Source organism: Mesorhizobium sp. M0159, assembly GCF_040322295.1.
Taxonomy (GTDB): Bacteria; Pseudomonadota; Alphaproteobacteria; order Rhizobiales; family Rhizobiaceae; genus Mesorhizobium.
On record NZ_JAMYTF010000003.1, the window covers coordinates 42,425 to 61,962 of the forward strand.

14 protein-coding genes are annotated in these 19,538 nt (G+C 63.8%); 7 read left to right on the forward strand and 7 right to left on the reverse strand.

Translation table 11 applies throughout. From position 1 onward, the window contains the following. Window positions 1–145: 145 nt before the first annotated feature. From fdhF to NKJ32_RS03865, 4 genes are all read right to left on the reverse strand, one after another. Window positions 146–3,058, reverse strand: a complete 2,913-nt coding sequence (fdhF, locus tag NKJ32_RS03850; RefSeq protein WP_023676803.1) for a formate dehydrogenase subunit alpha — start codon at window positions 3,056–3,058, stop codon at window positions 146–148. A 12-nt stretch (window positions 3,059–3,070) separates the two neighbouring features. Next, window positions 3,071–4,627 carry a formate dehydrogenase beta subunit gene (locus tag NKJ32_RS03855; protein ID WP_023676804.1) on the reverse strand — a complete coding sequence of 519 codons (1,557 nt, stop codon included), beginning with the start codon at window positions 4,625–4,627 and terminating at the stop codon, window positions 3,071–3,073. Beyond that, window positions 4,624–5,103 carry a formate dehydrogenase subunit gamma gene (locus NKJ32_RS03860; protein ID WP_023676805.1) on the reverse strand — a complete coding sequence of 160 codons (480 nt, stop codon included), beginning with the start codon at window positions 5,101–5,103 and terminating at the stop codon, window positions 4,624–4,626. Before NKJ32_RS03860 ends, NKJ32_RS03855 begins: the two co-directional genes overlap by 4 nt. 133 nt (window positions 5,104–5,236) lie before the next feature. Then, window positions 5,237–6,136, reverse strand: a complete 900-nt coding sequence (locus NKJ32_RS03865; protein WP_023717897.1) for a LysR family transcriptional regulator — start codon at window positions 6,134–6,136, stop codon at window positions 5,237–5,239. Window positions 6,137–6,329: 193 nt separating this feature from the next. On the opposite strand from NKJ32_RS03865, the gene NKJ32_RS03870 reads away from it, so the two are divergent. Next, entirely contained in the window at window positions 6,330–6,971 is a 642-nt protein-coding gene (locus tag NKJ32_RS03870) for a DUF47 domain-containing protein (protein ID WP_023676807.1), read from the forward strand. Then, complete coding sequence (locus NKJ32_RS03875; RefSeq protein WP_352826829.1) at window positions 6,971–7,975, forward strand: inorganic phosphate transporter; 1,005 nt, start codon at window positions 6,971–6,973, stop codon at window positions 7,973–7,975. Before NKJ32_RS03870 ends, NKJ32_RS03875 begins: the two co-directional genes overlap by 1 nt. A 38-nt stretch (window positions 7,976–8,013) precedes the next feature. Here NKJ32_RS03875 and NKJ32_RS03880 read toward each other — a convergent pair whose 3' ends face one another. Then, entirely contained in the window at window positions 8,014–8,391 is a 378-nt protein-coding gene (locus NKJ32_RS03880; RefSeq protein ID WP_352826831.1) for a VOC family protein, read from the reverse strand. 194 nt (window positions 8,392–8,585) lie between these two features. On the opposite strand from NKJ32_RS03880, the gene NKJ32_RS03885 reads away from it, so the two are divergent. The 4 genes from NKJ32_RS03885 to chrA all read left to right on the forward strand — a co-directional run bounded on the left by NKJ32_RS03885 (window position 8,586) and on the right by chrA (window position 14,358). After that, window positions 8,586–9,770 (forward strand): Mrp/NBP35 family ATP-binding protein, encoded by a 1,185-nt coding sequence (locus NKJ32_RS03885; RefSeq protein WP_352826832.1) that lies wholly within the window; start codon window positions 8,586–8,588, stop codon window positions 9,768–9,770. Window positions 9,771–10,009: 239 nt separating this feature from the next. Then, window positions 10,010–11,815, forward strand: a complete 1,806-nt coding sequence (locus NKJ32_RS03890; protein ID WP_352577478.1) for an IlvD/Edd family dehydratase — start codon at window positions 10,010–10,012, stop codon at window positions 11,813–11,815. 318 nt (window positions 11,816–12,133) lie between these two features. Continuing rightward, entirely contained in the window at window positions 12,134–12,973 is an 840-nt protein-coding gene (locus tag NKJ32_RS03895) for a chromate resistance protein ChrB domain-containing protein (protein ID WP_352826833.1), read from the forward strand. Further along, entirely contained in the window at window positions 12,970–14,358 is a 1,389-nt protein-coding gene (gene chrA, locus NKJ32_RS03900; RefSeq protein WP_352826834.1) for a chromate efflux transporter, read from the forward strand. Before NKJ32_RS03895 ends, chrA begins: the two co-directional genes overlap by 4 nt. A gap of 3 nt (window positions 14,359–14,361) precedes the next feature. Here chrA and NKJ32_RS03905 read toward each other — a convergent pair whose 3' ends face one another. Beyond that, window positions 14,362–15,951: a trimethylamine methyltransferase family protein gene (locus tag NKJ32_RS03905; protein WP_352826836.1), complete on the reverse strand. Its 1,590-nt coding sequence runs from the start codon at window positions 15,949–15,951 to the stop codon at window positions 14,362–14,364. A 194-nt stretch (window positions 15,952–16,145) separates the two neighbouring features. Next, window positions 16,146–17,639 (reverse strand): MocR-like pyridoxine biosynthesis transcription factor PdxR, encoded by a 1,494-nt coding sequence (pdxR, locus tag NKJ32_RS03910; protein ID WP_023676815.1) that lies wholly within the window; start codon window positions 17,637–17,639, stop codon window positions 16,146–16,148. 255 nt (window positions 17,640–17,894) lie between these two features. Here pdxR and pgi point away from each other — a divergent pair, with 255 nt between their 5' ends. Then, window positions 17,895–19,538: a glucose-6-phosphate isomerase gene (gene pgi, locus NKJ32_RS03915; RefSeq protein WP_352826837.1), complete on the forward strand. Its 1,644-nt coding sequence runs from the start codon at window positions 17,895–17,897 to the stop codon at window positions 19,536–19,538.

Sequence of the window (19,538 nt, forward strand, 5' to 3'; positions counted from 1 at the left end):
AGGGGGGAGATCGGCAGTTCAGGCGTCGCGGCGCACCTTTCGACTTTGGTGATTGGCGAAAGTCGAGATGACATCCAATCTCCCCCCCTGAGGGGGAGATGGCCGGCAGGCCAGAGGGGGGTACTCCGGCACGAAACCAAAACCGCTACTCCGCTGCTTGCAGCGGGGCGATGCGGCGGCTTTGCTTTGCCTGCTCGTCATAGTCGCGCTGCCATTCCGACGGGCCGTTGGATGCACCCACCTGCACCGCGGTCACCTTGTATTCCGGGCAGTTGGTCGCCCAGTCGGAGAAGTCGGTGGTGATGACGTTAGCCTGGGTGTCGGGATGGTGGAAGGTCGTATAGACGACGCCCGGCGACACCCGCTCGGTGATCAGCGCGCGCAGCGTCGTCTCGCCGGAGCGGCTGGTCAGCCGCACCCAGTCGCCGTCGCGCAGGCCGCGATTTTCGGCATCGTGCGGATGGATCTCCAGCCGGTCCTCGCTATGCCAGACCACATTGTCGGTGCGCCGGGTCTGCGCGCCGACATTGTATTGCGACAGGATGCGGCCGGTGGTCAGCAGCAGCGGGAAGCGCGGTCCGGTCCTTTCGTCGGTCGCGACGTATTCGGTGCGGATGAACTTGCCCTTGCCGCGCACGAAGCCGCCGATATGCATGATCGGCGTGCCTTCCGGCGACTTCTCGTTGCAGGGCCACTGCACCGAGCCCACCCGGTCGAGAAGGTCGAAGGAAACGCCGGCGAAACTTGGTGTTGTCTTGGCGATCTCGTCCATGATCTGGGACGGATGCGTGTAGTTCCAGCCGAGGCCGAGCGCCTTGGCGAGCTCCTGCGTCGTTTCCCAGTCGGCATAGCCGCATTTCGGCTCCATCACCTTGCGCACCATGTTGATGCGGCGCTCGGCATTGGTGAAGGTGCCGTCCTTCTCGAGGAACGTCGAGCCGGGCAGGAACACATGCGCGTAGTTGGCCGTCTCGTTGAGGAAGAGGTCGTGCACGACGACGCATTCCATCGCGGCGAGACCGGCGGCGACATGCTTGGTGTCGGGGTCCGACTGCAGGATGTCCTCGCCCTGCACATAGAGCCCCTTGAACGAGCCGTCGACGGCCGCATCCAGCATATTGGGGATGCGCAGGCCGGGCTCGTCGTCGAGCTTGACGCCCCACAGGCTCTCATAGATGGCGCGCACCGCGTCGCCTGAAATGTGGCGATAGCCGGGAAGCTCGTGCGGGAACGAGCCCATGTCGCAGGAGCCCTGCACATTGTTCTGGCCGCGCAGCGGGTTCACGCCGACGCCCGGCCGGCCGATATTGCCGGTCGCCATGGCGAGGTTGGCAATGGCGATGACAGTGGTCGAGCCCTGGCTGTGCTCGGTCACGCCGAGGCCGTAATAGATCGCGCCGTTACCGCCGCGGGCGTAGAGCCGCGCCGCGCCGCGTATGTCGTCGGGATCGACATTTGCAAGCTGGCCGACCACTTCCGGGCTATTTTCCGGCAGCGCCACGAACGATGCCCAGTCCTGGAACTCGTCCCAGTCGCAGCGCTCGCGGATGAAGGCCTCGTCGAACAGGCCCTCGGTGACGATGACATGGGCAAGTGCGGTCAGCATGGCGACGTTGGTGCCCGGCTTCAGCGGCAGATGGAACTGCGCCTCGACGTGGGCCGAGCGCACGATGTCGGTGCGGCGCGGATCGAGCACGATCAGCTTGGCGCCCTCGCGCATGCGCTTCTTCATGCGCGAGGCGAACACCGGATGCGCATCGGTCGGATTGGCGCCGATCAGCAGGATCACGTCCGTCTGCTCGATCGAATCGAAGTCCTGCGTGCCGGCGGAGGTGCCGAAGGTCTGGCCGAGACCATAGCCGGTCGGCGAATGGCAGACACGGGCGCAGGTATCGACATTGTTGTTGCGGAAGCCCTGCCGGACAAGCTTCTGGACGAGGTAGGTCTCCTCGTTGGTGCAGCGCGAGGAGGTGATGCCGCCGATCGAGGTGCGGCCGTACTGGTACTGGATGCGGCGGAATTCATTCGCCGTATGGGTGAGCGCCTCTTCCCACGACACTTCGCGCCACGGATCGCTGACCTTCTCGCGGATCATTGGTTTCAGGATACGGTCCTTGTGCGTCGCGTAGCCATAGGCGAAGCGGCCCTTGACGCAGGAGTGGCCGTGGTTGGCCTTGCCTGCCTTGTAGGGCATCATGCGGATGACCTCGTCGCCCTTGACCTCGGCCTTGAACGAACAGCCGACGCCGCAATAGGCGCAGGTGGTGACGGTCGAGCGCTCGGGCAGGCCCTTCGCCAGCACGGTCTTTTCCCTCAGCGCATCGGTCGGGCAGGCCTGCACGCAGGCCCCGCACGACACGCATTCGGAATCGACGAACGCCTCGTGCATGCCGGCCGAGACCCTGGATTCGAAGCCGCGGCCCTCGATGGTCAGCGCGAACGTGCCCTGCACCTCCTCACAGGCGCGCACGCAGCGCGAGCAGACGATGCACTGCGTCGGATCGTAGGTGAAATACGGGTTCGATTCATCGCGGGCGATGTAATCGATGGTCAGCGAGCCATGGCCGGGCGCCACGCCGTTTTCCTGCTTGACGTGGTTGCGGCCGTCCACGCCATAGCGGTTCTCGGTCAGGCCGACCGTCCTGACGACCTTGTCGAACTCGCTGGCGCCAGTGCCGGCCTTCTCGCCCCACGCCGCAGGATGGTCGGAGACGTAGAGTTCCATCACGCCGCGGCGAATGGCGTCTAGCCGGTCGCTCTGCGTATGCACGACCATGCCTTCGCCGACCGGCGTCGTACACGAGGCCGGCGTGCCGCCGCGCCCGTCGATCTCGACGAGGCAGACCCGGCAGGAGCCGAACGAGTCCAGCATGTCGGTGGCGCAGAGTTTCGGGATTTCGACGCCCGCTTCCATCGAAGCGCGCATGATCGAGGTCCCCGCCGGCACCGTCACCGACTTGCCGTCGACCGTCAGCGTTACCTTTTGTTCTGCTTCAGAGGCGGGTGTGCCGTAGTCGATTTCCTGGACCAGCGATTTGATGTCGAATGCCGCGTTCATACCTGTCCGCTCCTATTCCGCTGCTTCGGCGACCGGCGTCGGCCGAAAGTCGTCCGGGAAATGGTTGAGTGCACTCATCACTGGATATGGGGTGAAGCCGCCGAGAGCGCAAAGCGAGCCGAACTTCATCGTGTTGCAAAGGTCGGTGACCAGCGCGATCTGCTTTTCCGGTTCGACGTTCTGGGAGAGCCGGTCCAGCACCTCGACACCGCGCGTCGAGCCGATGCGGCACGGCGTGCACTTGCCGCAGCTCTCGATGGCGCAGAATTCCATGGCGAAGCGTGCCTGCTTCAGCATGTCGGCGCTGTCGTCGAAAACGACGATGCCGGCATGGCCGATCAGCCCGTCCTTGGCCGCAAACGCTTCGTAGTCGAACGGCGTGTCGAACAGGGCGCGCGGGAAATAGGCGCCGAGCGGACCGCCGACCTGTACCGCCTTGACCGGACGCCCGGTCGCCGTGCCGCCGCCGATATCGTCGACGATCTCACCCAGCGTCATGCCGAACGCGGCCTCGTAGAGACCGGGATACTTGACGTTGCCGGCAATCTGGATCGGGATGGTGCCGCGCGAACGGCCCATGCCGAAATCCTTGTAGAAGGCAGCGCCCTTGTCCATGATCACCGGCACCGAGGCCAGCGAGATGACGTTGTTGATCACTGTCGGCTTGCCGAACAGGCCCTTGTGCGCCGGCAGCGGCGGCTTGGCCCGCACCTGTCCGCGCTTGCCTTCGAGGCTGTCGAGCAGGGCGGTTTCCTCGCCGCAAACATAGGCGCCGGCGCCGACGCGCACTTCCATGTCGAATGAATTGGCCGAGCCGAGCACATTGACGCCGAGCACGCCGGCCTTGCGGGCGATCTCGACGGCCTTCTGCATCACCGCCACCGCGTGCGGATATTCGGAGCGGATATAGATAAAGCCCTTGGTCGCGCCGGTGGCGATGCCGGCGATCGCCATGCCTTCGATCAGCACGAAGGGGTCGCCTTCCATGATCATGCGGTCGGCGAACGTGCCGGAATCGCCTTCATCGGCATTGCAGACGATGTATTTGCGGTCGGCCGACGTATCGAGCACAGTTTTCCATTTGATGCCGGTCGGGAAGCCGGCGCCGCCGCGACCGCGCAGCCCGGACTCGGTCACCTGCTTGACGACCTCGGCCGGCGTCATCGCCACTGCATTCTGCAGGCCCTTCAGCCCGCCATGCGCCTTGTAGTGATCGAGCGACAGCGGATCGGTGACGCCGCAGCGCGCAAAGGTCAGCCGCGTCTGCCTGGCAAGGAACGGGATCTTGTCCGGTGCGCCCAGCCAGCGCTTGTGGTGGCCGCCGGTGAGGAAGCCGCAGTCGAACAGGCTTTTGACGTCGGAGGGCTTCACCGGCCCATAGGCGACGCGGCCATTAGCTGTTGCCACTTCGACCATCGGCTCGAGGAAATAGGCGCCGCGCGAGCCGTTGCGCACGATCTTGGCCTCGATGCCGCGCTCGGCCAATTCCGCACGAACCGCCTTGGCGACCTTTTCCGCACCGAGCGCCAGCGCGCCGGAATCGCCGGGAATATAGATACGCGGGATCATGAGCGCACCTCGGCAACGATCTCGTTGAGCTTTTCGTCGTCGAGCCGCCCGATCACCTCGTCATCCAGCATTGCCGACGGCGAGCAGGCGCAAAGGCCGAGGCAATAGACCGGCTCCAGTGTCACCGAACCGTCGCGGGTTGTCTCGTGGAAACCGATGCCCAGCAATGATTTGAGCTTGGCGGCAATCGCATCCGAGCCCATCGACTGGCAGGCTTCCGCCTGGCAGAGCTTCAGCACATGGCGGCCAGCCGGCTGGCTGCGATAATCGTGATAGAAGGTCACGACGCCGTGCACCTCGGCCCTGGAAATGTTCAGCGCCTCGGCGATGACCGGCAGCGCGTCCTGCGGCACATAACCGAACTCTTCCTGGATGCCGTGCAGGATCGGCAGCAGCGGGCCTTCGAGGCCTTTCAGCTCGTGGATGATCGCCGCGGTGCGCGATGCGATCTCGGTACTTGCAGGCTGCATCGTCATGCAGCGCCCTCCCTGGTCGTGGCGGTCTTCCGCTAAGTGCTTAGGAAATCAGAGGAAACCCGCTAAATCAATAAAGCCGATCCGTTGCTCGATAGAAATTTTCTATCGTTCGCGGTCACCAGCCTTGTCTAGCCTAGCGGCGGGCGCGGAAATCGTCCGCCAGCGCCATTGCCTCGTCCAACAGCGCCGAGACCAGTGGCGTGTGCGGTTCGCGCGGTGCCGCCACCAGCCCGACGGTGTGGCTGGCATCCGGCTCGACGATCGGGATAGCCCGGATCGGCTCGGAAAAGCCGAACGTTTCCGCAAGGTTAAGCGGCATGATGGACGACCATTTGCCGGTGCGGATATGCGAAAACAGCACGATCATCGAGTTGGATTCCAATGTCGGCCGCACCTGCACGCCGGCTTCGGCCAGATGCTGGTCGATGATGCGGCGGTTCTGCATGTCGGGCGTCAGCAGGCAGAGCGGCAGCTGACTGAGTTCCGCCCATGTCACTTTGTCGCGGTCGAAATAGGGGTTCCCGACGGCGGTGATCAGTTGGTAGCGCTCGTCGTAGAGCGGCACGCTGGTGACGCGTCCGAGCGGTTCGTTGTCGAGATAGGTGATACCGGCGTCGATGTCGAAATTGCCGAGCAGCGACAGCACCTCGATCGAGGTGCGCGACAGCACCGAGAAGGTGACGCCGGGATGCTTTGCCCGAAACGGCGTCGTCAATCGCGCCACCATGGCCAGCGCCGTCGGGATCGCGGCGATGCGGATGCGCCCCGACAGGCCGTGGCGTGCCGCCCGCATCTCCTCGCGCATGGTCCTGCTGTCGCCGACGATGCGGCGCGCCCACACCAACACCTGCTTGCCTTCCGGCGTCAATCCCTGGAAGCGCGAGCCGCGCAGCACCAGCATCACGCCGAGCTGGCCTTCCAGCTGCTTGATGCCGGCCGAAAGCGTCGGTTGGGTGACGCCGCACACCTCCGCCGCCCGGCCGAAATGTTCTTCCCTGGCAAGTGCTATGAAGAATTCCAGCTTATCGATCATGCCGTCGGGAGCCTGTCACGGACGCTGTGTCCGATTGTAGCGCGCAACGTCGTGGAAATCGCCTTCGGCCGCAAGCCGCGTGTGTAAATCGTCCGCATCCACATCTTTCAGCCGGCTTACTGTTTCCCGCGATGGAATGCGGCGCTATGTGAATGAGACGGGGTCGTGGACTGGACACGACGGGAGACCGAACATGCTGGGCTGGTTCCGCAAGCTGCTGCCGCGCGAAGATCGCTTCTTCGACCTGTTCGAGCGGCATTCCCGCACCGTGGTCGGTGGCGCCGAGGCACTGCAGCAGCTTTTGCAGGGCAACGACATCGACCGCTGGTGTCAGACGATCATCGATCTCGAGGACGAAGCCGATCAGATCACCGCGGAAGTGCTGCTGGCCGTGCGCCGCTCCTTCATCACGCCCTTCGACCGCGGCGACATCAAGGACCTGATCCAGTCGATGGATGATGCCATCGACATGATGCACAAGACCGTCAAGACGGTAAAGCTGTTCGAAAAGAAGGAATTCGACCCGCTGATGCAGGAAATGGGGGGCGTCATCGTCGAGGCCGCCAAGTTGGTGGCCGAGGCGATCCCGCTTCTCGGCAAGGTCGGGGCGCATACGGTGCGCCTCAACGCCATCGCCGAGGAAGTCATGCGCGCCGAAGGCCGGGCCGACGACCTGCACGAACAGGGCCTGAAGGACCTGTTCAAGCGGCACGGCCGCAGCGATCCTATGGCCTATCTGATCGGCAGCGAGATCTACGGCCAGCTGGAAAAGGTGGTCGACCGCTTCGAGGACGTCGCCAACGAAATCAGCGGCATCGTCATCGAGAACGTATAGTGGAAGCCGCGATAGCCTTTCCGGTGCTGGTCGGCCTTGTCGTCGTCGCGCTGTTCTTCGATTTCCTCAACGGCCTGCACGATGCCGCCAACTCTATCGCCACCATCGTCTCCACCCGGGTGCTGCGGCCGCATTATGCGGTGTTCTGGGCGGCCTTCTTCAATTTCATCGCCTTCATGTTCTTCGGTCTCCACGTAGCGGAGACGCTCGGAACCGGCATCATCGACGCCAGCATCGTCACGCCGGCAGTGGTCTTCGCAGCACTTGTCGGCGCCATCGTCTGGAATATCGTCACCTGGCTCGTCGGAATTCCGTCCAGCAGCTCGCACGCTCTGATCGGCGGTTTGGTCGGCGCCGGCGTTGCCAAGGCAGGCACCGGTGCCATCGTCTGGACCGGGTTGGGCAAAACGACGGCGGCCATCGTGCTATCGCCGGCGGCAGGCTTTCTGCTGGCGCTTGTCTTGATCCTCGCGGTCTCCTGGCTGTTGGTGCGGCAGACGCCGTTCGCCGTCGACAGCACCTTCCGCGTCATGCAGTTCTTTTCCGCCTCGCTCTATTCGCTCGGCCATGGCGGCAACGACGCGCAGAAGACTATGGGCATCATCGCCGTGCTGCTCTATTCGCAAGGCATGCTCGGCGCGAATTTTTACGTGCCGCTTTGGGTCGTCATCACCTGTCAGTCGGCGCTGGCGCTGGGCACGTTGCTCGGCGGCTGGCGCATCGTCCACACGATGGGCTCGAAGATCACGCGGCTGAACCCGATGCAGGGTTTCTGCGCCGAGACCGGCGGAGCGATCACCCTGTTCGCCGCCACCTGGCTCGGTATTCCTGTATCGACCACGCACACGATCACCGGCGCCATCATCGGCGTCGGCGCCGCCCGCCGCGTCTCCGCCGTTCGCTGGGGCATTGCCGGTAACATCGTGGTGGCATGGATCGTCACCCTGCCGGCAACCGCGGTGATCGCGGCTCTCACCTACCTCGCGGTCGGCCTGGCATGGTGACAGCACCGTAGCACTGCGCGGCAGGCGATGCGCCGTATCTACCTATCCACAAGGTTCAGGATGTTGCCGTCCGGATCCTTGAACCATGCGACCTTCATGCCCTGACCGACATGAACATCACCCTCCAGCGTCAGGCCGGGCATGTCGTAATGCTCGAAGGTCACGCCCTTCGATGTCAATGCCTCAACGATCTTGCCGAGTTCGTCGCCGACCGTCCATGTCACAGCCGTCGCCTTGTTGGTCCCAGCGAAGTTCGAACGGTAGACGTTGATGCTGGTCTCGCCGCTTTTATAGACGATCAGTTCGCCACCTTCATTGTGCACCTCTTTCAGGCCAAGGACCCCTTCGTAGAATGCCCTGGCCTTGGCCAGGTCCTTCACGGCGAGATTGGCCGTCGCGTTGCTGTTTGCGAGCATGATTCGTCTCCTTCCCTGGCTGTCATTCCATGCTCATGAAATAGGCTGCGTTGACGATTTGGCGACGGCTGCTCCCACTGGAAATGCCGTCATATGCTCGCTGCCTCCCCGATACGCCGCTGCAATTGGTGGTCCATCGCTTGGTTCTGTTCCTGAACTGCATTATCTGGAGCGGAAAAGTAGAGGAAAAACTCATGCCCGCCGCCAATGAAAACGTGACCAAGGAAATCGTTGTCGAGCGCCTGAAGACGGTCAATGGGCCGGATTTCACCGGCAATATCGTCGACCTCGGCCTGGTTTCCGAGATTTTCATTGCCGATGCCAAGGTGTTCTTTTCGATCACCGTTCCCGCTGCCCGTGCCCAGGAGATGGAACCGCTGCGTGCGGCGGCCGAACGTGTCGTCAAGGCGATCCCCGGTGTTGCCGGCGCCGTGGTCGCGCTGACGGCGGAAAAGAAGGGCGGCGGCATGGAGGCGCCGGTTCCGCAAAGACCGGCTCAGAGGCCCGCTCCGCCGGCCGCACCTGCGCGTCCCGCGCCGCAGGCGCCCGCCTCGCACAGCCAGGGCAAGCGCGGCGTACCCGGCATCGAAGCGATCATCGCCGTCGCTTCCGGCAAGGGCGGCGTCGGCAAGTCGACCACCGCCGTCAATATCGCCCTTGGGCTTGCCGCCAACGGGCTGCGGGTCGGGGTGCTCGATGCCGACATTTATGGCCCTTCCATGCCGCGTCTGCTCAACATTCGTGGCAGGCCTCAGACCGTCGACGGCAAGATCCTGAAGCCGATGCAGAATTATGGCCTCAAGGTCATGTCGATGGGCTTCCTCGTCGATGAGGAGACGCCGATGATCTGGCGCGGGCCGATGGTGATGTCGGCATTGACGCAGATGCTGCGCGAGGTCGAATGGGGACCGCTTGATGTGCTCGTCGTCGACATGCCGCCCGGCACCGGCGATGCCCAGCTGACCATGGCCCAACAGGTGCCGCTGGCCGGCGCCGTCATCGTCTCGACGCCACAGGACCTGGCCCTGATCGATGCGCGCAAAGGCCTCAACATGTTCAGAAAGGTCGACGTGCCGCTATTGGGTATCGTCGAAAACATGAGCTATTTTCTCGCCCCCGATACGGGAAAACGCTACGACATCTTCGGCCATGGCGGCGCCCGCCGCGAGGCCGAGCGTCTCGGCGTCACCTTCCTTGGCGAAGTGCCGCTCGAGATGGGCATCCGCGAAAGCTCCGATGCCGGCACGCCAGTGGTGGTCTCCAAGCCGGATGGCGCTGAGGCGAAAATCTATCGCGACATCGCCGCCAAGGTCTGGGACCGCGTCAATGAAGAGCGCGGCGCGGCCGAGGCTGCAGTGCCGAGCATCGTGTTCGAGTGATGCGGATGTCCCTCCCCCAAGTGGGCCCCTTGAGGGGGAGGGTGGCCGGAAGGGTCAGGTAGGGTCCGCGGCGACGCGCTCCAACTTTTCCGGGATAGCGGGCTGACAAACCACGATCCCGTCTAGCGCGGAGGCAGGTGTATGTCTTTCGTACCAAAGAGCGGATTCGGATGGCGCGTGCCCCTTGCCTGCTCCCGCGCGTTGTCATATCGATTTGTCATACAAATACGGAGACCACGATGGCAGGCGCCCCCACCCACAAGAAAAAATTTCGCTCGCAGGAGTGGTTCGACAATCCCGACAATCCGGGCATGACGGCACTCTATCTGGAGCGCTACCTGAATTACGGGCTGACGCGGGCCGAACTGATGTCCGGCAAGCCGCTGATCGGCATCGCCCAGACCGGCTCGGACCTGTCGCCCTGCAACCGCCATCACATCGAACTGGCCAAGCGCGTGCGCGAAGGCATCGTCTCGATGGGTGGCATCCCTTTCGAGTTCCCTTGCCACCCGATCCAGGAGACCGGCAAGCGGCCGACTGCTGCACTTGACCGCAACCTTGCCTATCTCAGCCTGGTAGAGGTGCTCTACGGCTATCCGCTCGACGGCGTGGTGCTCACCATCGGCTGCGACAAGACGACGCCGGCCATGCTGATGGCCGCGGCCACCGTCAACATTCCGGCTATCGCGCTTTCGGTCGGCCCGATGCTCAACGGCTGGCACAAGGGCAAGCGCACCGGCTCCGGCACCATCGTCTGGGAATCGCGCCAGCGCCTGTCGGCCGGCGAGATTGGCTATGACGAGTTCATGGATATCGTTGCCTCCTCGGCGCCGTCGACCGGCTATTGCAACACGATGGGTACCGCCACCACGATGAATTCGCTGGCCGAGGCGCTCGGCATGCAATTGCCGGGCTCGGCCGCTATCCCCGCCCCCTATCGCGAGCGCGGCCAGATCGCCTACGAGACCGGAAAGCGCATCGTCGACATGGTGCATGAGGATCTGAAGCCCTCCGACATCATGACCCGTAAGGCCTTCGAGAACGCCATCGTCGTCAACTCGGCGATCGGCGGCTCGACCAATGCGCCGATCCACCTCAACGCCATCGCCCGCCATCTCGGCGTGCCGCTCGACAATGACGATTGGCAGAAGGTCGGCCTCAACATACCGCTCATCGTCAATCTGCAGCCGACGGGCGAATATCTCGGCGAGGACTATCACCATGCCGGCGGCGTGCCGGCCGTGGTCGCCGAACTGATGAAGGGCGGCCTGCTGCCCTATCCGGAAGCCATGACAGCTAACGGCAAGACCATCGGCGACAATTGCAGCGGCGCCGTCAACGAGAACCTCGACGTCATCCGCACGGTTGCCGAGCCGCTGAAAGCCAATGCCGGCTTCATCAATCTCAAGGGCAATCTGTTCGATTCGGCGATCATGAAGACCAGCGGCATCTCGCCCGAATTCCGCGAGCGCTATCTGTCGAACCCGAAGGACCCCGAAGCCTTCGAGGGCAACGCCATGGTCTTCGACGGCCCCGAGGACTATCACGCCCGCATCGACGACCCGGCACAGGGAATTGACGAGCACACCATCCTGTTCATGCGCGGCGCCGGCCCGATCGGCTATCCCGGCGGCGCCGAAGTCGTCAACATGCAGCCGCCTGCCTATCTGATCAAAAAGGGCATCCACGCGCTGGCCTGTATCGGCGACGGTCGCCAGTCGGGCACGTCGGGCTCGCCGTCGATCCTCAACGCCTCGCCGGAAGCCGCCATCGGCGGCGGCCTGGCGCTGCTGAAGACCGGCGACCGCGTCCGCATCGACCTGCGCAAGGGCACCGCCGACATCCTCGTCAGCGACGACGAGATCACGCGGCGCCGCGCCGAGCTGCAAAACAATGGCGGCTATCAGTATCCGAAGCACCAGACGCCCTGGCAGGAAATCCAGCGCGGCATGGTCGACCAGTTTTCCGAAGGCATGGTGCTGAAGCCGGCGGTGAAATACCAGGATGTGGCTCATACAAGCGGCGTGCCGAGGGACAATCACTGACCAGGGTCCGTCGCACGAGCCAGCCGCCGGTGCAGGCAATTTGCCGAGGTCAGCGCCAGGAGGGGTAGGGGTGGGGGTACATCGTAGAGCGAAAGCCTCGGCTTTCCACCTGCGATAGCCTGCCGTTAATGGGCAGAAATGCCCGGCACAGGGTTGGACGCGGTCATTTGTCAACAGCGATTGCTCCCGCGAGAACGGCAATGCTTGACAAGCGGGCGTGACAAATCCACGATCATCACAAGGGGTGCATCGCGACGACCCCGTGAGGCGTCAGCCCAACGTTCGCGTCCAAGCTTCTCTTTCAAGGAGGTGGACGCCATGCCGTCAACAACCGCTATCACTGTATCGCAACTGTCCCGTCTGATTGGGCTGCCGGGTGCACCCGCAATCATCGACGTCCGCATCGACGATGACTACAACGCCGATCCGCGCCTGCTGCCGGGGTCGGATCGTTGTGATTTCAGGAGTGTCTCGAACTGGGCTGCCGACTTCGTCGGCAGGCAAGTGACAGTCGTCTGCCAACAGGGAAAAAAGCTCTCGCAAGGCGTGGCCGCATGGCTACGGCAGGAGGGCGTTGCCGCCGAATCGCTCGATGGCGGGTTTGAAGCATGGCGCGATGCCAAGGGCCTTCTCGTTCACGCCGATAAGATACCGCCCGCCGATGCCAAGGGCCGCACCGTTTGGGTAACGCGTACGCGCCCGAAGGTCGATCGCATCGCCTGCCCCTGGCTGATCCGGCGCTTCATCGATCCTCACGCGGTCTTTCTCTTCGTCGAGCCGGCCGAAGTGGCGGCCGTCGCCGATCGCTTTCAGGCCATCCCTTTCGACATCGAGAACGTGTTCTGGAGCCACCGCGGCGAACGCTGCACCTTCGACACCATGATCGAGGAGTTCGGGCTCAAATCCGAAGCGCTCGATCGCCTGGCCACGATCATACGCGCTGCCGATACTGCGAGCCTCGATCTTGTTCCACAGGCGGCCGGGTTCCTGGCCGCCTCGCTTGGCCTGTCACGGATGTTTCGCGACGATCTGGAGCAGCTCGAGGCCGGCATGCTGCTTTACGATGCGTTCTTCCGCTGGTGCCGCGATGCCACCGAGGAGACGCATAACTGGCCGGTCGCCGGCGCAGTCAGTCTCGGCGCAGGCAAACCATCGTGAGCGCCGTCTTTTCGAAAAAGCCGGCGGAGATCCAGGAGCCCGCTGTGCCGAGCTTCCGGCAGGCCGTGAAGGTCTGGGCGAAAATCGGCGTGCTCAGCTTTGGCGGCCCGGCCGGGCAGATCGCGCTCATGCACAAGGAACTGGTCGAGGAACGGCGCTGGATCGGGGAACAGCGCTTTCTGCATGCGTTGAACTACTGCATGCTGCTCCCTGGCCCCGAGGCCCAGCAACTCGCCATCTATATCGGCTGGTTGCTGCACAAAACGGTCGGCGGCCTTGTTGCCGGCCTCCTCTTCGTCGTGCCGGGCGCGCTTGTCATGCTCGTCCTGAGCAGCCTCTATGCGCTCTATGGCGATGTACCACTCGTCGCGGCGCTGTTTTTCGGGGTCAAGGCGACCGTGCTCGCCATTGTCATCGAGGCGGTGATCCGGATCGGCAGACGCGCGCTGAAAAACCCGGTCATGGTGTCGATCGCACTCGCCGCCTTCATCGCCATCTACGCGTTGAACGTGCCGTTTCCGCTGATCGTGCTGCTTGCCGGGCTGGCAGGCTGGATCGGCAACCGTAGTGCGCCGGCAGTTTTTTCCGGCGCCTCGCATGGCAAGGGCGATGTTCCCGACATAAAGGGCGTGGTCGATCTGATGTTCGAGCGCGGTGAACTGACCCACGTCAGGCCGACACGATGGCACGCGCCGCGCACTTTGGCGATCTGGCTGCCGATCTGGCTGGGGCCTGTTCTGCTGGTCTGGGCTTTCACCGGCCCTGCCAGCGTTTGGACTCAAATCGGTGGCTTCTTCAGTGTCATGGCGGTCGTCACCTTCGGCGGCGCCTACGCAGCCCTTGCCTATGTCGCGCAGGCAGCGGTCGAGTACTTCGGCTGGCTGGCACCCGGTGAAATGGTCGACGGCCTCGGACTTGCCGAAACCACGCCGGGTCCGCTCATCCTGGTCTTGCAGTTCGTCGGCTTCGTTGCCGCGTTCCGCCAGCCGGGCTTGCTGGCGCCGCTGCTTGCCGGACTGTTTGGCGGGCTGTTCACGCTGTGGGCGACGTTTACCCCATGTTTCCTATGGATATTCCTTGGGGCGCCTTACATCGAAGCGCTGCGCGGCAACAAGGCGCTGTCGGCGGCGCTCGGTGCGATCACCGCCGCCGTCGTCGGCGTCATCATGAATCTCGCTCTATGGTTCGGCTTGCACGTCATCTTCGGCGAAGTGCGCAATGTCGGGCTTGGAATGGACGTGCCGGTGCTTTCATCGATAGACTGGCGCGCGGCGCTGCTTTCCTGTGCCTCGATGATCGCCATTCTGAAGCTGAAGATCGGTATGCTGCCGACGCTTGCCGGATCGGCGCTGGCCGGTGTCTTGTTGCTGGCGGCGAGCGGGTAACGCTCAGCCGCCCATTCTGCCGCGCGGCAGCTTGATCATATCGCCGAAGCGGGCGCGCAATTTGTCGTCGACCGGCTTTGGCACATGGCGCGGGAAGCGTTCGGCAAGCACGCGTTTCTTCTCGACGATCGCCCGCTGCAGGATATCGGGCCTGCCTTTCTCATTCCATTCCTTCGGCGAAAAGCGGTCGCCGACGGCCGGATAGAAATATTCGGTCTGCATCAGCCGCAGCGTCTGCTCGTTGCCGAGATAATGGCCCGGGCCCTTCAGGCAGACATCGGCAATCGTGTCGATCGACAGCGACTCGTCCGTCACTTCGATGCCGCGCACGCAGCGCAGGCAGTGGCCGAGCATGTCGTTGTCGATGATCAGGCTCTCAAGGCAAAAGCCGAGCAGCGAGGCGTGCATGCCGGCCGATTCGTAAACCAGGTTGAGGCCGGCAAGACCGGCCATCACGTCGGTTATGCCCTTTTCGTAGCCGGACTGAATATCAGGCAGTTTCGAATCTGTCATGCCGGCGGCCGAACCGCCCGGCAGGTCGTAAAATTGCGCCATCTGCGCGCAGGCCGCGGTCAGCACCGCCTGCTCGGCCGAACCGCCCGACATGGCGCCGGTCCGGAGATCCGAGACAAACGGCCAGGTACCGAAAATCGCCGGATGGCCTGGCTTGATGGCGTTGACGTAGATGAGGCCGACGAGCACTTCGGCGACCGCCTGCACCACGGCGCCGGCAATCGCCGCCGGTGCCGTCGCACCCGCCTGTCCTGCCGACAGCAGCAGGATCGGAATGCCGCCCTCGACGCAGGCTTCGAGAACGCCACAGGCGTCCTCGGCAAACTTCATCGGCGGCACGACGAAGCAGTTCGAATTGGAGACGAAAGGCCGCGCGCGAAAATTCTCTTCGCCGCCCGCGATCGCATAGAGCATGTCGAGCGCCGGCTTGACGTTCTCACGCACGGTAAACGAGGTGCCGACATGCTTCGACGTGCCCATGACGCAGGCGTAGAGCGTGTTGAAATCCATATCGAGCGGGTCGGGAATGTCGCGCGGCACCATCGGCCGCTGGAAGAAATGGATGTTGTCGAGCCCTTCGACTAGGCGCGCGGCATCATAAATGTCCTGCAGCAGCGACTCGCGATACTCACGCTTTTCGACATCGACAAGATGCACCGCAGCACCGGCCGTGCCGTAGTGCACACGCTTGCCCTGGATCACCATGTCGTGCTTCGGATCCTGGCCGTGGAGGGTGAAATGCCGCGCCGCGTTCTTGATGGTGTCGAGCACAAGGCCGCGAGGAAAGCGCAGGCGGCCGTCCTCACTGAAGGTCGCGCCGGCTTTGGTCAGCGCCTCGATGCAGGAGGGGATGGCGTTGGCGAAGCCGACCGTCTCAAGAAGGGTAAGCACGGCCTCGTGGATACGTTCGCAATCGCTGCCGCTGAGCGGGCTGTAGCTTCCGCCTTCGAGGCCGGCACGCACCGGCTTGACGTCGTCGGCAAGCGGTGCCGCCCGCATGGCGCGGCGCGCCTCGCGCCCGCCGGACCGCCGCGAACGCTGGTCTGCGGACACGTCCTGCTTCTCATGGGCCATTGGCATGAAGGCACTCCAACTTTAGCTGCGGAGCGGGCGCGGCGGTTGGTCCACCATCGGCCTGCTTCGTCCCCTCTATACAGCGACTATGCCGCCGGCATTGGCACAGCCTATGTGCCAGCCGGTCCCGTCGCATATGCCAAGGAGCTAAAGAACCGGCGCCGCACTACATGCGCCAGGCTCCGGTCGGGGAAGGGAGATCAGGCCGCTGCCGGCCTGCGTCCAGCTGCCGTCGCCAGTTCGCGGATGCCGGGTTCGATGTGCTGCAACGCGATCGAGGAAATGCCCAAGCGCATGAAACGCGATGGCTTTTCGGTGCGGTCGAAGAAGCGGTCGCCAGGCTCGATGATGACGCTGCGCGAGGCCGCGGCCTCCGCCAGCCCGCGCGAATCGGTGCCGCGCGGCCCCTCGAGCCAGAGCGACGTGCCGCCGGCCGAATCGGTCGAGCGCCACTCCGGCAGGAAGGCGGAAATCGCATGGACCAGACGCTTGCGCCTCTCGTCGAAGGCGCTCGACAGCCGCCGCACCAGCGCCTCGTGATGGCCGAGCGACAGGAACAATGCGACGGCGCGCTGGTTGTTCGCCGGCGGATGGCGCAGCATGAAGCGGCGTAGCGCCCGAAGCTCGGAGATCAGCCCGGCCGAGGCGACGATGTAGCCGAGCCTGAGGCCGGGAGCCAGCGTCTTCGACATCGAGCCGACATAGACGACGCGGCCGGAGCGATCGAGGCTCTTCAGCGCCTGCTGCGGCGCCTCGTCCAGGAGCTGGCTGTCATATCCGTCCTCGATGATGATCTGGTTGTGCCGGTTGGCGCGCGCCAAAAGCTCCTGCCGCCGCTCTGCCGACAGCGGCACCATGGTCGGGCAATGGTGGCTGGGCGTGACGAAGACGAAGCCGGAATCATTGGGAATGGCCGAGGTTACGATGCCGGAGTGGTCGACCGGAACCGGCTGGATCTCGGCGCCGGCCAGCCGGAAGATCGAACGTGCATCGGGATAGCCCGGGTCCTCCATCGCCACCTTGGAGCCCTTGGTCATCAACAGCGTCGCCAGCATGTAAAGCGCGTTCTGCGCGCCCAACGTCACGATGATCTCGTCCGGATTGGCGAAGATGCCGCGTCGCGGCAGCAGCCGTGCCTGGATCTGCTCGATCAGGAGCGGATCGTCGCGGTCGACCATGTCGGATGCCCAGTTGCGGATTTCGAGCACCGCCAACGCCATGCGGTTGCACTCGCGCCATTCGGCGGTCGGGAACAGCGCCGGGTCGAATTGGCCATAGACGAAGGGGTATGACGACTTGATCCAGTTGTCGTGCTTGGCCGGCGGCGGCATGTCGCTCGCCGCGATCTGCCGACGCGCCTTCCAGTCGATCTCGTTGGCCTGGTCGGGCGCCTTCTGATGCGGCTTGGCCGGCGTCGCCAGCACTTCGGGATTGACGAAATGGCCGCGGCGCTCGCGCGCCACCAGGAAGCCCTGATCGACCAGCTGCTGGAAGGCCAGCACCACGGTGCCGCGCGCCACGCCGAGTTTTTCGGCAAGAATCCGGCAGGACGGAAGCGGCATGGAAGCCGCGATCTGCCGGTCGAGGATGGCGGCGACGATCGCCTGGCGGATCTGCGCCTGCAGGGTCTGACCGGATTCCGCCGAAATCCGGAACAGGCCGGACCATATGGCCGTGTCGTTTCGCTGTGGCATGGGAGATGTTCCTCGATGGCCAGCTTTTTTCACTTGGCTGGACCAGTCGAATGTACCGGTGGCACAAGGTGTTGCGCCAATCAATTTTTCTGATCGCTGGGATTTATGCCAGTGATCCTTTGAGCCGGCCCACGCTGCGCTGCGGCATCGCTGCGCATTGAAACAGATGGAATTCGACCCGATAGTTTGCCGCGACGACACGCGCCGGAAACATCCGGCCTGATAAGATGCATCTCAAGAGACCGGAGCGAAGCAGTGGATCAATCGTCCTTTCAAAAGCAGCTCGACGCATTGCGCGATCATCGTGCGGCCAAATCGGGCTCGATGCGCGAGGCTTTCGCTGCCGATCCGCAGCGCTTCGAGAAATTCTCCGCCAGTGACGGCGACCTGCTGCTCGACTGGTCGAAATGCGCGGTCGATGCGCGGACTATGGAGTTGCTGGAGAAGCTGGCTGAGGCCGCTGACCTCGAAGGCCGGCGCGACGCGATGTTTGCCGGCAAGAAGATCAACGTCACTGAAGGCCGTGCCGTGCTGCACACGGCGCTGCGCAACCTGACCGGCAAGGGCATCGTGCTCGACGGCCAGGACGTGAAGGCGGAAGTCCTTGCCGTACTCGACGCGATGGGCGCCTTCGCCGACGCGGTGCGTTCCGGCAAGGCGGCCGGCGCGACCGGCAAGAAAATCACCGACATCGTCAACATCGGCATCGGCGGCTCCGATCTCGGCCCGGCCATGGCGACGCTGGCGCTGGCGCCCTATCATGACGGGCCGCGCGCGCATTACGTATCCAATATCGACGGTGCCCATATCCACGACACGCTGAAGGGTCTTTCCGCCGAAACCACCCTGTTCATCATCGCCTCCAAGACCTTCACCACGGTCGAGACGATGACCAATGCCGAAACCGCGCGCAGATGGGTCGAGAAGGCGCTCGGCAAGGAAGCGGTCGGCAAGCATTTCGCCGCCGTCTCGACGGCGCTCGACCTGGTCGCCAAATTCGGCATCGCGCCCGATCGCGTCTTCGGCTTCTGGGACTGGGTCGGCGGCCGCTATTCCGTCTGGGGTGCGATCGGTCTGCCGGTGATGATCGCCATCGGCCCGAAGGATTTTCACGCCTTTCTCGACGGCGCCCATGAGATGGACGAGCAGTTCCGCACCGCGCCGCTGGCGAAGAACCTGCCGGCGCTGATGGGGCTGATTGGCTGGTGGCACCGCGTGATCTGCAAATACCCCGCTCGCGCCGTCATCCCCTACGATCAGCGTCTGTCCAGGCTACCGGCCTATCTGCAGCAGCTCGACATGGAATCGAACGGCAAGAGCGTCACCCTGGACGGCGGCGCTGTAACGACGCCGACCGGCCCGCTGGTCTGGGGCGAGCCCGGCACCAATGGCCAGCATGCCTTCTTCCAGTTGCTGCATCAGGGCACCGATTTCATTCCGGTCGAATTCCTCGCCGCTGCCGTCGGCCACGAACCGGAGCTGAAGCATCACCACGACCTTCTGCTTGCCAATTGCCTGGCGCAGTCGGAAGCCTTCATGAAGGGCCGCACGCTTGAGGAAGCCCGCGCGCAGATGCTGGCGAAAGGCATGAAGCCCGCCGATGTCGACAGGATTGCTCCGCACCGCGTCTTCTCCGGCGACCGCCCCTCGGTGACGATTCTCTACAGAAAGCTCGACCCGCATACATTCGGACGGCTGATTGCGCTTTACGAACACCGCGTCTTTGTCGAAGGTACGCTGTTCAACATCAACTCCTTCGACCAATGGGGCGTCGAACTCGGCAAGGAACTGGCGACCGGGCTGCTGCCCGTCGTTGAAGGCAAGGAGAACGCCGCAAAGCGGGATGCCTCGACTGCCGGACTGGTGGAATACATCCACCGCTTGCGCGGCCCGGAGTGA